The sequence below is a fragment of the Delftia sp. UME58 genome, from assembly GCF_014170385.1.
Classification (GTDB): domain Bacteria; phylum Pseudomonadota; class Gammaproteobacteria; order Burkholderiales; family Burkholderiaceae_C; genus Comamonas; species Comamonas acidovorans.
The window spans coordinates 86,481-98,682 of the sequence record NZ_LZZV01000114.1 but is presented as its reverse complement, the minus strand read 5'-3'; the positions used below and the strand labels follow the sequence as shown (position 1 = coordinate 98,682).

The window sequence follows — 12,202 nt, the reverse complement described above, 5'->3', positions numbered from 1 at the left end:
TCCTGTGTTCTCCGTCGTGAAGCGAAATGAATCTCGGGCCGGGCTGCGGCAGGCCGCCGCAGCCGGTCATGGGCCCGCGCGGCGGCGGGACCGGGCAGCGGTCAGAACTTGACGGCCACGTCGATGCCCACCGTGCGCGGCGCGCCAAAGGCGACCTGGGGGGCGAGGGTCAGCGGGTTGACCGCCGCGTCGCGGATGTACTTGCGGTCCGTCAGGTTGCGCACCCACAGGGCAGCCGACCAGCGCTTGTCCTCGATGCCCAGGCGCAGGTTGACCAGGCTGAAGGCCTTGCCCTTCATCTGGTTGGCCGCGTCGTAGTAGACGTCACCGACATGGCTCACCTCGGCGCGCCCCACCAGCTGCAGGCCGTTGCCCAGCAGGTGGCGCTTCTGGACCGCCGCCGAGACGATGCGCCCGGGCGCGAAGGGCACGCGGTTGCCGGTGTAGTCGGTGCCGGCCACGGCATCGCGGTAGGAACGGAACTTGGCGTCCAGATAGCTCAGCGAGGTGGAGAGTTGCCAGCCCTGGGGCAGCAGGTAGGCCGCATCGAACTCCAGGCCCTGGTGGCGGGACTTGCCGGCGTTGCGGGTCACCTCGGGGCCGACGCCCAGCGACTGGCCGATCTGCTGGTTGTCGACATTGGTACGGAAGACGGCGGCGTTGAGCTGCAGGCGCTTGTCCTGCGAGGCCAGCTTCAGGCCGGCCTCGTAGTTGATATTGGTCTCGGGCGCATAGGCGCGGTCGGCCTCGCTGAGCACGACGGTGTTGAAGCCGCCACTGCGGTAGCCCTTGGTCACGGTGCCGTACAGCAGGCTGCTGTCGGCGGGCTTGAACATCACGCCGACCTTGGGCGCGGTCTGCGAGAACGAGCGCGCATGGCTTTGCGCCGGCGTGGCGGCCACCTGCGTGCCGCCCATGTAGGAGGCGGATTCGGCCCCGAAGGAGACCGTCTCGCGCTCATGGCGCAGGCCGGCCTGCACGCCCCAGCGCGGCGTGAACCAGTACTCGGCATTGCCGAAGAAGGCCGTGCCGCGCGTGCGGTACAGGCTGCCGGTGAGCGTCTCCACGCCCATGGGCACCATGGCCAGCCGGTCGTTGCCGCGGCGCCGGTCGTTGAACAGGAAGACGCCGCCCAGCCAGGACAGGCCGGTGGCCTGGGGATTGCGCGAACCCAGGCGCAGCTCCTGCGTCCACTGGCGCTGCTGGACCGCATAGACGTCATTGGCCATGGGCTGGGGCGTGCCGTCGAACTCGCCCGTGAAGGTGTACTTGTTGTCACGCAGGCCGGTGATCGAGGTCAGGGTGAACAGATCCGTGTCGTAGCGCACCCGCAGCGAGGCGCTGCGCAGGTCCTTGTCGTCGCGGCCCGGGAAGTCGTAGGCCACCTGGTGGGGCCGGGTGTCTTCGAGGCGGCGGCCGGTGGCGGCGGTCTTGTCGTAGTAGCCGTCGCGGATGCGCGCCACTTCCAGGCCCAGGGTGATGTCCAGGCGGTCGTTGGGCAAATAGCGCAGGCGCAGGCGCAGGCCGCGCTCGTCCAGCGGGTCGGCATCGCGCCCCAGGTAGGTGTTGCGGGTGTAGCCGTCGCGCTGGACCGAGGCCGCCGAGATGCCCAGGAACAGGTTTTCCTGGTTGATCGGCACATTCAGGTCGGCACTGGCCTGGCGCAGGCCATGGTTGCCCAGGCTCACGCGGCCCTCGCCGCGCAACTGGCCATCGGGCTGGCGCGTCACGATGTTGAGCACCCCGCCCATGGTGTTGCCGCCGTACAGCGTGCCCTGGGGCCCGCGCAGCACCTCCATGCGCTCGATGTCGAACAGCTGCAGATTGGCGGGGAAGGCGAAATGGTCCAGGTAGGGCACGTCGTCCACATACAGCCCGACGCCGGGCGTGTTCAGCCGCTGGCCGATGCCCCGGATGGACAGCAGCGGCGTGCTGCCCGCCTGCAGGTTGTGCAGGCTGCCGATGCGGCCGATCAGGTCGCTGGTGCTGGTGATGCCCTGCTCGCGGGCATCGGCGCCGCTGAGCACGTAGACGCTGGCGCCCACGCTCTGGTTGTCCTGCAGCACCTTCTGGGCCGTGACCTGCACGTCCGGCAGGCCCTGGGCCTCGGGGTCCTGCGCGGCCGCCTCCTGCGCCCGCGCCAGGCTGCCGGCCGCGGCCAGTCCGGCAAGCAGGGACAGCGCCAGCGGCCGCATGCGCAGGCGGTTTTTCGGGAAGGCTGCGCGCCCGGGTTTGCTCTGATTCATCTCGGCTCCTCACCACACAAAATGCACATCAATTGCGAACAATTCTCAATCAACGCAGATTGTGCTCAGAGGACTGCCGGGGCGACAGCGCGAGGCACGCGGCCGGCGGAGAGTTAGTGTCGGTCCACGGACTTTTGGTGGCGATAGCCACCATTCAGCGCAGGCTGGCGTGCTCGAACAGGCGCGCCGGCAGGCCGCCGTTGATGCGTGTTTCCTGTGCCAGCAGCACGGTGCGCGAGCGGCCGTCGGCCGAGGTGACCACGGTGCGGGTGCGGCTCCAGGCATCGCCGAAACGCTGGAAGTCCAGGTAGCTGGCGGTCTTGATCAGCTGGCCCGCGCGGTCCATGTACTCGACCTTGACCGGCAGCCACAGGTCTTCGCGTACCCAGGTCACGCGGCGCGAGTATTCGGAGACGTCGGCGCGCACCGGCCGCGACTCGATCACCTGGCACATGGCCTCGCCGCAGGCCTCGCGGCGCAGCCACTGGTGCGTGTCGTCGTCCACGCTGCGGTCCTGCAGGTCCTCGTTGAGCAGATCGCTGCGCATGAAGGACCCGCGCCGCGCGCTGCCCGCGATGCGGCGCACGATGCGCTCGCTGGGCAGGAACATCCACATGTCGTCGTCGCGCGCGATGTCGTCGTAGTTCCAGGTCAGGTATTTGATGCCGCGCGCATCGGTGGGTTCGTGGAACACCAGCAGGCCGCGGCTCTCGTCGGCCAGGCGCGCCGAATAGCTCTCCAGGCCCCGGCGCAGCACCACGCCGTCGCGCTCGATGGTCATCTGGTAGCGGCGATAGACATCGCGGTGCGTGTCGGCCTGGCGTGCGCGCTGCACGATGTCGCGGGCGTTGGGCTGGGCCGTGGCGGCCGGGCCGGCGGCCTCAGCCGGGGCCGCCGGTGCGCCCTGCGCATGGGCCAGCGCCGATCCGGCGAGCAGCAATGTGGCAAGGGTCTGTCTGAGGGCTTTCTCGCAGAGGCAGGGCATGGCTTCCTTGGGTTCAGGTCGCGGCGATTCCGCCTGCCGATTATTCGGCGCGCACCCGGCTCCCAGTGTTCTGCGCGGCTCCATCAGGGGCCTGAACCGCTTCGCGCAGCGCGCGCGGCTCCTTGCCGAACAGCGCGCGGCAGGCCGCCGCGAAATGCCCGCCGGCGGCCAGCCCCACGCCATGGGCGATGTCGGCGATGGGCAGCGTCGTCTGCTCGATCAGCCGCCGCGCCTCAATCAGCCGTTCGCGGCGCAGCCAGGCATAGGGCGGACTGCCGAAGGCGAGAGGAAAGGCGCGCTTGAGCGCCGCCGGGCTCAGGCCGACCTCGCGCGCCAGCGCCTCGATGCCGGGCGGGTCCTGCATGCGCGTGCGCAGGATGGCGGCGGCACGCAGCACGCGGGCATCGGGCGCGGGCCGTGGGTCGGCACAGGCCGCCGGCGTGGTCAGCAGGCGCATGGCCGCGAAATGGCAGGCCAGCGCGCTGGCCGCATCGGGCTGCGCCAGCCGCGCCACGATGCGCTCGATGGCCACGGCCGATTCCGCGTCGATGCTGCGCAGGCCCGCCTGCGCGGACCATGACGCATCGTCGAAGCGCACACAGCCGGGTGTATCGATCAGCAGCGCATCCAGGGGCGGCGACTGCGGCGGCAGCACCAGGCCCGTGACCTGCCGCGTGCGCCCGAACCAAGCCTGTCCCGCGCAGACGGCGTCACCGTCCACCTGCAGCGCCCCCGCGCGCACGAACAGCGCGGCCAGGCCGGCGCAGTCCAGGGCGGCGGCGCCATGCGCCGGCAGCAGGCGCAGCCGCAGTCCGCTGGGCAGCACCCGCGCGACGGGCGCGAGGGGCGCGTCGGCCTCAGCTGCCATAGCGGCCCGGCACGATGCCGAAGCGCTCGCGGAACTGCCGCGCGAAATGCCCGGCCCGCGTATAGCCCACCGACAGCGCGGCCGCCTTGACCTGCTGGCCCTCGATCAGCGCGCAGCGCGCGGCCTCCAGCCGCAGCGCCTTGACATAGCCGTAGACGCCGCAGCCGAAGAGCTGGGCGAACGCCAGCTTCAGCCGCGAGCCGGACAGGCCGACCTCGCGCGCGATCTCGTTGACGCCGGGCGGGTCCTGCAGCCGGTGCGCCAGGCGCGAGGCCGCATCGAGCGCCTGCTCCAGTTCGAGGGGCGCCAGCTTGCGCCGGGCCGGCGTGCGGCGCTGGGCGTCGATGCGCGCGAACAGGTAGTCCGACAGCAGCTCCAGCACCATGGACTCGCGGCGCAGGCGCTGCAGCGGCGTCTGTCCTTCCTGCGCGACCAGCCGGCGCGCATGGCCGAGCATGGCCGGCGGCATGCCGCCGGCCTCGATCAGCGATACGTCGCGGCCCTCGACGGCGCGGCGCCAGGCGTCGGGCAGGGACAGCTGCCAGCTCTCGGCCCAGCCCAGCACAAACTCGCGCGACACCGACAGGTCCACCGCCGCCAGCCGGTGGCATTGCGACAGCTCGGTGGTCCAGCTGGTCTGCGGCAGCAGCCAGGCAAAGGCGGCGCCCGCGCCGCCGCGCAGCGCGGGCAGGGGCGCCTCGGGCTCGGCGCCGAGCTTGCCGTCCACCACGAAGCACAGGTTGACCAGGCAGCTGGGCTGCTCGGCCGCGATACGGGTGGGCCGGTGCAGGCTGCCCTGGGTCACCCCCAGCAGTAGGCCTTCGTCCAGCGCGCACAGTCGCGTCGCGCCCTGCCCCATGTAGGCCGGCCATTGCATCACGTCGTCGTGCGACAACGCGTGCGGTTCGGGCATGCCGATCTCGATGAGATCCCCGGCGGTGCGTCGCACTTGCATCTTCTTGGAGCCTGTCGGTGACGTCGGTATTGAGAATGATTCTCTGTCAATGATACAGGCCGATGGGCCGGCGCAGGCACGCAGCCGCTCCAGCCAACCGACAAGGTCGCAGCAGGAGCACTGGAAAAAGAAAAACCCCGCAAATCCTGGATTCACGGGGTTGTGGAATTGGTGGGTGATACATGGATCGAACATGTGACCCCTGCCGTGTGAAGGCAGTGCTCTACCGCTGAGCTAATCACCCATGAAGCCGGCTGCGAGGCCAACTTCCTTGGAAAAAAAATGGTGGGTGATACATGGATCGAACATGTGACCCCTGCCGTGTGAAGGCAGTGCTCTACCGCTGAGCTAATCACCCGCGAAGCCGGCTGCGAGGCCAACTTCCTTGGAAAAAAAATGGTGGGTGATACATGGATCGAACATGTGACCCCTGCCGTGTGAAGGCAGTGCTCTACCGCTGAGCTAATCACCCGCGAAGCCGGCTGCGAGGCCAACTTCCTTGGAAAAAATGGTGGGTGATACATGGATCGAACATGTGACCCCTGCCGTGTGAAGGCAGTGCTCTACCGCTGAGCTAATCACCCATATGTCGTTACTGCGACAAGACTTAGATTATGTCATAACTTCTAGGACTGATTTTCGAAGCCGCGCCAAATTGTCTTGCCGCCGCTCGATTTGTCCATCTGCACCATCACATCCTCGTGTGCGGCCAGTTCCTGATCATTGGCGTGCACCACGCGCAGCTTGAAGCTGGCCAGATCCACCTGCGCCACCACCAGCCCACCCTCGGACTGGACAGGCTCCTCCGCCATCAACAGGGCCTCCTGGCCCCGCGTGAGGTTGATATAGACATCGGCCAGCAACTCCGCATCCAGCAACGCGCCGTGCAGCGTGCGCCCGGAATTGTCCACCTCCAGGCGATCGCACAGCGAATCGAGCGAGTTGCGCTTGCCAGGGAACATCTCCTTGGCCATGACCAGGGTGTCGATGACCCCGCTCACGCACTGGAGGATCGGCGGGCGGTTGGCGAGCTCAAGTTCCTTGTTCAGGAACCCCAGGTCAAAGGGCGCGTTGTGGATGATCAGCTCGGCGCCCTGCAGGTATTCCCAGATCTCCTCGACCTTGTGCTCGAAGCGCGGCTTGTCCTTGAGGAATTCGGTGGTGATGCCGTGCACGCGCAGCGCGTCCGGATGGCTGTCGCGCCCCGCATTGAAATACAGATGCAGGTTGTTGCCGGTCAGCTTGCGGTTGACCATCTCCACGCAGCCCAGCTCGATGAGCCGGTCGCCGTTGTCGGCTGACAGGCCAGTGGTTTCAGTGTCGAGAATGATTTGACGCGACATGTGCTGGCCCTCAGTGGTTTTCCTTGGCGTGATTGAGCGAGTACTTGGGAATCTCGATGGTCACGTCCTCGCGTGCCAGGATGGCCTGGCAGGACAGGCGGGACTGCGGCTGCAGACCCCAGGCACGGTCCAGCAGGTCTTCTTCCTCTTCCTCGGCCTCGTTCAGCGAGTTGTAGCCCGCCTTGACCACCACATGGCAGGTGGTGCAGGCGCAGCTCATGTCGCAGGCATGCTCGATCTTGATGTTGTTGTCCAGCAGGGCCTCGCAGATCGAGGTTCCGGCGGGCGCCTCGATTTCGGCTCCCTGGGGACAGTATTCGGCGTGGGGAAGTATTTTGATAACGGGCATGACGGATCTGCTGTCGGATCAGAAATCAGGAAAGGGATTGCACGCTCTTGCCGGCCAGGGCCTGCTGGATGCTGCGGTTCATGCGCTCGGCGGCAAAGGACTCCGTGCCCTTGGCCAGCGCTTGCGTTGCGGCCTCGATGACGGCGGCATCCTCGGAGCCCACGCTGGCGCGCAGGGAGTCGATCAGCGTATCGATGGCTGCGCGCTGGTCCGCGGCGAGCACATCGCCATCGGCCTGCAGAGCGCTCTCGGTGGCCATCAGCATGCGATCGGCGTCGACACGTGCCTCCACCAGTGCGCGGGCCTGCATGTCCTGCTGGGCCGTGGCAAAGCCGTCCTGCAGCATGCGGGCAACCTCGTCATCCGACAGGCCGTACGAAGGCTTGACATGGATATGGGCCTCGACGCCGCTGGTCTGCTCCTTCGCACCTACCGACAGCAGGCCGTCGGCATCCACGGTGAAGGTCACACGAATGCGGGCCGCGCCGGCCGCCATGGGCGGAATGCCGCGCAGCTCGAAACGCGCCAGGCTGCGGCAGTCCGCCACCAGGTCGCGCTCGCCCTGCACCACATGGACGGCCAGGGCCGTCTGACCATCCTTGTAGGTGGTGAAGTCCTGGGCACGGGCAGTGGGAATGGTCTCGTTGCGGCTGATGATCCGCTCGACAAGGCCGCCCATGGTCTCCACGCCCAGGGACAGAGGAATCACGTCGAGCAGCAGCATGTCGCCGCTGGAGCTATTGCCAGCGAGCTGGTTGGCCTGGATGGCTGCGCCCAGCGCGACGACTTCGTCGGGGTTGAGGTTGATGAGGGGATCGCGGCCAAAGAACTCGGCCACGGCCTCGCGCACCTGGGGCATGCGGGTGGAACCGCCGACCAGCACCACGCCCTGCACTTCATCGCGTGCCAGGCCCGCATCCTTGAGTGCACGGCGCACGGCCGCCAGCGAACGTGCTGTCAGATGGGCGGTGCTCGCATCGAAATCGCTGCGCTTTACGTCGAAATGCACGGCGCCGGTAGACAGCTCGGCCGTGAGCGTTGCGACCTGTGCATCCGTCAATGCCTGCTTGCAAAGGCGCGCCGCCATGCGCCAGCGGGCCTTGTCCTCGGCCGTCTGGGGAACCACGCCGGCCTGCTGCGCCACCCACTCGGCCAGGGCCGCATCGTAGTCGTCGCCCCCCAGGGCCGAGTCGCCGCCAGTGGAGACGACCTCGAACACGCCCCGGGACAGGCGCAGGACAGAAATGTCGAAAGTACCGCCACCCAGGTCGTAGACCGCGTAGACCCCTTCGGAGCCATTGTCCAGGCCGTAGGCAATGGCGGCAGCCGTGGGCTCGTTGATCAGGCGCAGCAGGTTGATGCCGGCGAGCTTTGCCGCATCCTTGGTGGCCTGGCGCTGCGCGTCGTCAAAGTAGGCAGGCACGGTGATGACCGCGCCATGGATATCGTCATTGAAGGTGTCCTCGGCGCGAAAGCGCAGCGTGGCCAGGATCTCGGCGCTGACCTCCACGGCTGTCTTGGTGCCATCGACGGTCTCGATCCCGATCACGCCGCGGCCTGCCTCCTGCTCCGCAAAGCGGTAAGGCAGCTTTTCCGGCGCATCGATGTCAGCCAGCGTGCGGCCCATGAAGCGCTTGGCCGAGGCAATGGTGTTGCCCGCATCGGTAGACAGTGCAGCCTGGGCGGCGTGGCCGATCTCGCGGCGGCCCTGGGGCAGATAGCGCACGACAGAAGGCAGCAGCACCCGGCCCTGGTCATCCGGCAGACATTCGGCCACGCCATTGCGGACAGCTGCGACCAGCGAATGCGTGGTGCCCAGGTCGATGCCCACGGCAATGCGCCGCTGGTGGGGATCGGGGGACTGACCGGGTTCGGAAATCTGCAAAAGCGCCATGGAAATACTCGGGGAAATTGCAGGTCCGGGCCAGCCGGCCTGCCTTGTGAATGAGGGTCTCTCGTGGGAGGTACGGGTCGCGGGCTATTGTCCCAGTTGATCGCGGCGACGCTCTATGTCCTGCGCAAATCGCGCAACAAACATGAGGGCTCTGACCTGCTGCACAGCCGCCTGCGCATCGTGCAGCTCATCCAGCTGACGTCCGCATTCGGCCAGCATGCTCTTTCTCGCCTGCAGCACCTCGTCGTCCAGCGCATCCAGGGCAGCCTCGTCCTGCGCCTCTTCCAACGCCTCGCGCCACTCCATTTGCTGCATCAGAAAGGCCGTGGGCATGGATGTGTTGTCCTCGGCACGCACGGGGGCGCCCAGCAACTCGCAGAGATAGGCTGCGCGCCTGAGCGGCTCTTTCAGCCGCTGGTAGGCCTCGTTGATGCGCACCGACCATTGCATGGCCACGCGCTGCGCAGCAGCTCCCTGCGAAGCGAAGCGGTCGGGGTGGGCCTCGCGTTGCAATTCCTTCCAGCGCGCATCAATGGTGCTGCGCTCCTGCGCAAATTGGCGCGGCAGCGCAAACAGCTCGAAATCGTCCGATTGCAGGTTCATGTCGATAAAAAGCCGCCAGCACCGAAGCGATGGCGGCCTCTTGAGGGAGTAGAAAAAATCAGGGCCTGCCGGGCATGCCGCCAGGCCACAAGGGCCCGGCCACCCGGCAGATGCCGGTCAGATGCGAAAGCTCTCGCCGCAACCGCAGCGATCACGCTCGTTGGGGTTGTGGAACTTGAAGCCTTCGTTCAAGCCCTCACGCACGAAATCCAGCTCCGTGCCGTCGATATAGGCCAGGCTCTTGGGGTCGACCAGCACCTTGATGCCGTGGTCCTCGAAGATCACGTCCTCGGGCAATTGCTCGTCCACATACTCCAGCTTGTAGGCCAGGCCAGAGCAGCCCGTGGTCTTGACCCCGAGGCGCACGCCGATGCCCTTGCCGCGGCGCGACAGGTAGCGGCTCACATGGCGGGCCGCAGAATCGGTCAGCGAGATCGCCATATCAGGCGGCCACCACCGCAGTGCGCTTGGCACGGTAGTCATCGACTGCTGCCTTGATGGCGTCTTCGGCCAGGATGGAGCAGTGCACCTTGACGGGAGGCAGAGCCAGCTCTTCGGCGATCTGGCTGTTCTTCAGCGCAGCCGCCTCATCCAGCGTCTTGCCCTTGACCCACTCGGTCACCAGCGAAGACGAGGCAATCGCGGAACCGCAGCCATAGGTCTTGAAACGCGCATCCTCGATGACGCCGGTTTCGGGGTTGACCTTGATCTGCAGCTTCATCACGTCGCCGCAGGCAGGAGCGCCGACCATGCCGGTGCCCACCGATTCGTCGTTCTTGTCGAACGAGCCCACGTTGCGGGGATTTTCGTAGTGGTCTACCACTTTGTCGGAATAAGCCATGATGTCTACCTCTTCAATACTTGATTCGCGTGCCTGCCAATGCTCAGTGAGCCGCCCATTGGATGGTGCTGAGGTCGATGCCGTCCTTGAACATCTCCCACAGCGGGCTGAGTTCGCGCAGCTTGACCACATTGGTGCGGATGGTGCTGATCGCGTAGTCGATTTCCTCTTCGGTCGTGAAGCGGCCGATCGTCATGCGCAGGCTGCTGTGCGCCAGTTCGTCGCTGCGGCCAAGTGCACGCAGCACATAGCTGGGCTCCAGGCTGGCCGATGTACAGGCCGATCCCGAGGACACCGCCAGACCCTTGATGCCCATGATGAGCGACTCGCCTTCGACGAAGTTGAAGCTCATGTTCAGGTTCTGCGGCACACGGTGCTCCATGCTGCCGTTGATGAAGACCTGCTCCAGATCCTTCAAGCCGTTGAGCAGACGCTGCTGCAGCGCGTAGGCCTTGGCGTTGCTTTCAGCCATCTCTTCCTTGGCAATGCGGAAGGCCTCGCCCATGCCGACGATCTGATGCGTGGGCAGCGTGCCCGAGCGCATGCCGCGCTCATGGCCACCACCGTGGATCTGCGCTTCCAGACGCACACGTGGCTTGCGACGCACATACAGGGCACCCACGCCCTTGGGGCCATAGGTCTTGTGTGCGGTCATGCTCATCAGATCCACCGGCAGCTTGGACATGTCGATCTCCACGCGGCCCGTGGCCTGCGCAGCATCCACATGGAACAGGATGCCCTTCTCACGGCACAGCGCGCCGATGGCGGGAATGTCCTGGATGACGCCGATCTCGTTGTTCACGAAGAGCACGCTGACCAGAATGGTGTCCGGGCGCAGTGCGGCCTTGAATGCCTCGATGTCGAGCAGGCCATCTGGCTGCACGTCCATGTAGGTCACCTCAAAGCCCTGGCGCTCGAGTTCACGCATGGTGTCGAGCACGGCCTTGTGCTCGGTCTTGAGCGTGATCAGGTGCTTGCCCTTGCCCTGGTAGAAATGAGCTGCGCCCTTGATGGCGAGATTGATGGATTCGGTGGCGCCGCTGGTCCAGACAATCTCACGGGGATCCGCGCCGATCAGGTCCGCGACCTGGCCGCGGGCCTTCTCGATGGCCTCCTCGGCTTCCCAACCCCAGGCATGGCTGCGCGATGCGGCGTTGCCGAAATGCTCACGCAGCCAAGGAATCATGGCGTCCACCACGCGAGGGTCCACGGGGGTGGTCGCACCATAGTCGAGATAGATGGGGAAATGCGGGGTCATGTCCATGACTGGCTCTTATCAAAGTTCCGGCTGGCAAAAATCGGGAAGGCGATGAACTCCGGTGAATCCATCCAGGCGGACAACACCGCGCCACACAGCCATGCGCGGCGGTGCCCTGCCCTCAGGGTGTCAAAAGTCGATCAGGACTTGGCGAAGGCGTTGCCCAGCGCGAATACCGAGTTCGGAGCATTCACACGGATGGGCTTGACCACGGGAGCCGTGGAAATCGCGCGGCGCACCACGGGCTTGTCCTCGATCTGGATGCCCTTGGCCAGTTGTTCGTCCACGAGCTTTTGCAGCGTCACGGAATCGAGGAACTCGACCATGCGCTGGTTCAGTGCAGCCCACAGCTCGTGCGTCATGCAGCGGCCGGCTTCGCCCAGGCAATTTTCCTTGCCGCCACACTGGGTGGCGTCAATGGGCTCGTCCACGGAGACGATGATGTCGGCCACGGTGATGTCGCCAGCCTTGCGGGCAAGTGTGTAGCCGCCGCCAGGTCCACGCGTGGACTCGACGAGTTCATGGCGGCGCAGCTTGCCGAACAGCTGTTCGAGATACGACAGGGAAATCTGTTGCCGCTGGCTGATGGCAGCCAGCGTGACAGGGCCGTTGTTCTGGCGCAGGGCCAGATCGATCATGGCAGTGACCGCAAAACGGCCTTTGGTGGTGAGACGCATTACGAGCTCCTTCAGTCAGGCTTGTACGTTACAGAAACACCCGCTCCAGCGATTTGACTGGAGTTGGGCTCAGTCTCCGCCCTTACTCCGTCCTGTTCAAAAGGTTCAGAGCCCTTCTTTTCATCGAAGTTTTTGTTGTTGTTGAGTGTTGACCCTTAGTGTACCACATTCCCCATCAATTTT

Annotated in this window: 12 protein-coding genes and 4 tRNA genes; all 16 read right to left on the bottom strand. The window is 65.9% G+C overall.

Features of this window, described 5'->3' with window-relative positions:
* Positions 1-101 precede the first annotated feature (101 nt).
* Positions 102-2,246: a TonB-dependent receptor gene (locus A9976_RS29895; RefSeq protein ID WP_183021963.1), complete on the bottom strand. Its 2,145-nt coding sequence runs from the start codon at positions 2,244-2,246 to the stop codon at positions 102-104.
* Positions 2,247-2,400: 154 nt separating this feature from the next.
* The gene (locus A9976_RS29890; protein WP_183021962.1) at positions 2,401-3,231 is read right to left on the bottom strand and encodes an outer membrane lipoprotein-sorting protein; all 831 of its coding nucleotides are present in this window, start codon (positions 3,229-3,231) and stop codon (positions 2,401-2,403) included.
* A gap of 40 nt (positions 3,232-3,271) precedes the next feature.
* Positions 3,272-4,099, bottom strand: a complete 828-nt coding sequence (locus A9976_RS29885) for an AraC family transcriptional regulator (protein ID WP_183021961.1) — start codon at positions 4,097-4,099, stop codon at positions 3,272-3,274.
* On the bottom strand, positions 4,089-5,054 hold the full coding sequence (locus A9976_RS29880) for an AraC family transcriptional regulator (protein ID WP_183021960.1): 966 nt from the start codon (positions 5,052-5,054) through the stop codon (positions 4,089-4,091). The genes A9976_RS29885 and A9976_RS29880 overlap by 11 nt, the downstream gene beginning before the upstream one ends.
* Before the next feature lie 169 nt (positions 5,055-5,223).
* Positions 5,224-5,298 (bottom strand) — tRNA-Val (locus A9976_RS29875).
* 39 nt (positions 5,299-5,337) lie between these two features.
* Positions 5,338-5,412 (bottom strand) — tRNA-Val (locus A9976_RS29870).
* A 39-nt stretch (positions 5,413-5,451) separates the two neighbouring features.
* Positions 5,452-5,526: transfer RNA gene (locus A9976_RS29865), tRNA-Val, on the bottom strand.
* A 37-nt stretch (positions 5,527-5,563) separates the two neighbouring features.
* Positions 5,564-5,638 (bottom strand) — tRNA-Val (locus A9976_RS29860).
* Between the two features lie 42 nt (positions 5,639-5,680).
* Positions 5,681-6,397, bottom strand: coding sequence for a DNA polymerase III subunit epsilon (gene dnaQ / locus A9976_RS29855; protein ID WP_183021959.1), 717 nt, complete (start codon positions 6,395-6,397; stop codon positions 5,681-5,683).
* Positions 6,398-6,407: 10 nt separating this feature from the next.
* Positions 6,408-6,746, bottom strand: coding sequence for an ISC system 2Fe-2S type ferredoxin (fdx, locus tag A9976_RS29850; protein ID WP_013802212.1), 339 nt, complete (start codon positions 6,744-6,746; stop codon positions 6,408-6,410).
* Positions 6,747-6,771: 25 nt separating this feature from the next.
* Positions 6,772-8,640: a Fe-S protein assembly chaperone HscA gene (gene hscA / locus A9976_RS29845; RefSeq protein WP_183021958.1), complete on the bottom strand. Its 1,869-nt coding sequence runs from the start codon at positions 8,638-8,640 to the stop codon at positions 6,772-6,774.
* An 84-nt stretch (positions 8,641-8,724) separates the two neighbouring features.
* The gene (hscB, locus tag A9976_RS29840) at positions 8,725-9,243 is read right to left on the bottom strand and encodes a Fe-S protein assembly co-chaperone HscB (RefSeq protein WP_012205821.1); all 519 of its coding nucleotides are present in this window, start codon (positions 9,241-9,243) and stop codon (positions 8,725-8,727) included.
* Between the two features lie 117 nt (positions 9,244-9,360).
* Complete coding sequence (iscA, locus tag A9976_RS29835; protein WP_012205822.1) at positions 9,361-9,684, bottom strand: iron-sulfur cluster assembly protein IscA; 324 nt, start codon at positions 9,682-9,684, stop codon at positions 9,361-9,363.
* 1 nt (position 9,685) lies between these two features.
* Positions 9,686-10,084 carry a Fe-S cluster assembly scaffold IscU gene (gene iscU / locus A9976_RS29830; RefSeq protein WP_012205823.1) on the bottom strand — a complete coding sequence of 133 codons (399 nt, stop codon included), beginning with the start codon at positions 10,082-10,084 and terminating at the stop codon, positions 9,686-9,688.
* 43 nt (positions 10,085-10,127) lie between these two features.
* Entirely contained in the window at positions 10,128-11,348 is a 1,221-nt protein-coding gene (locus A9976_RS29825; protein ID WP_096916439.1) for an IscS subfamily cysteine desulfurase, read from the bottom strand.
* A gap of 134 nt (positions 11,349-11,482) precedes the next feature.
* Positions 11,483-12,019 (bottom strand): Fe-S cluster assembly transcriptional regulator IscR, encoded by a 537-nt coding sequence (iscR, locus tag A9976_RS29820; protein ID WP_012205825.1) that lies wholly within the window; start codon positions 12,017-12,019, stop codon positions 11,483-11,485.
* Positions 12,020-12,202: the final 183 nt, after the last annotated feature.

Excerpts from the sequence above, each read along its gene's own strand:
- A9976_RS29885 (WP_183021961.1), bottom strand. The coding sequence starts at position 4,099 with ATGGCAGCTGAGGCCGACGCGCCCCTCGCGCCCGTCGCGCGGGTGCTG.
- dnaQ (WP_183021959.1), bottom strand. The coding sequence starts at position 6,397 with ATGTCGCGTCAAATCATTCTCGACACTGAAACCACTGGCCTGTCAGCC.
- hscB (WP_012205821.1), bottom strand. The coding sequence starts at position 9,243 with ATGAACCTGCAATCGGACGATTTCGAGCTGTTTGCGCTGCCGCGCCAA.
- iscR (WP_012205825.1), bottom strand. The coding sequence starts at position 12,019 with ATGCGTCTCACCACCAAAGGCCGTTTTGCGGTCACTGCCATGATCGAT.
- A9976_RS29890 (WP_183021962.1), bottom strand. The coding sequence starts at position 3,231 with ATGCCCTGCCTCTGCGAGAAAGCCCTCAGACAGACCCTTGCCACATTG.
- fdx (WP_013802212.1), bottom strand. The coding sequence starts at position 6,746 with ATGCCCGTTATCAAAATACTTCCCCACGCCGAATACTGTCCCCAGGGA.
- hscA (WP_183021958.1), bottom strand. The coding sequence starts at position 8,640 with ATGGCGCTTTTGCAGATTTCCGAACCCGGTCAGTCCCCCGATCCCCAC.
- iscA (WP_012205822.1), bottom strand. The coding sequence starts at position 9,684 with ATGGCGATCTCGCTGACCGATTCTGCGGCCCGCCATGTGAGCCGCTAC.
- iscU (WP_012205823.1), bottom strand. The coding sequence starts at position 10,084 with ATGGCTTATTCCGACAAAGTGGTAGACCACTACGAAAATCCCCGCAAC.
- A9976_RS29880 (WP_183021960.1), bottom strand. The coding sequence starts at position 5,054 with ATGCAAGTGCGACGCACCGCCGGGGATCTCATCGAGATCGGCATGCCC.
- A9976_RS29895 (WP_183021963.1), bottom strand. The coding sequence starts at position 2,246 with ATGAATCAGAGCAAACCCGGGCGCGCAGCCTTCCCGAAAAACCGCCTG.
- A9976_RS29825 (WP_096916439.1), bottom strand. The coding sequence starts at position 11,348 with ATGGACATGACCCCGCATTTCCCCATCTATCTCGACTATGGTGCGACC.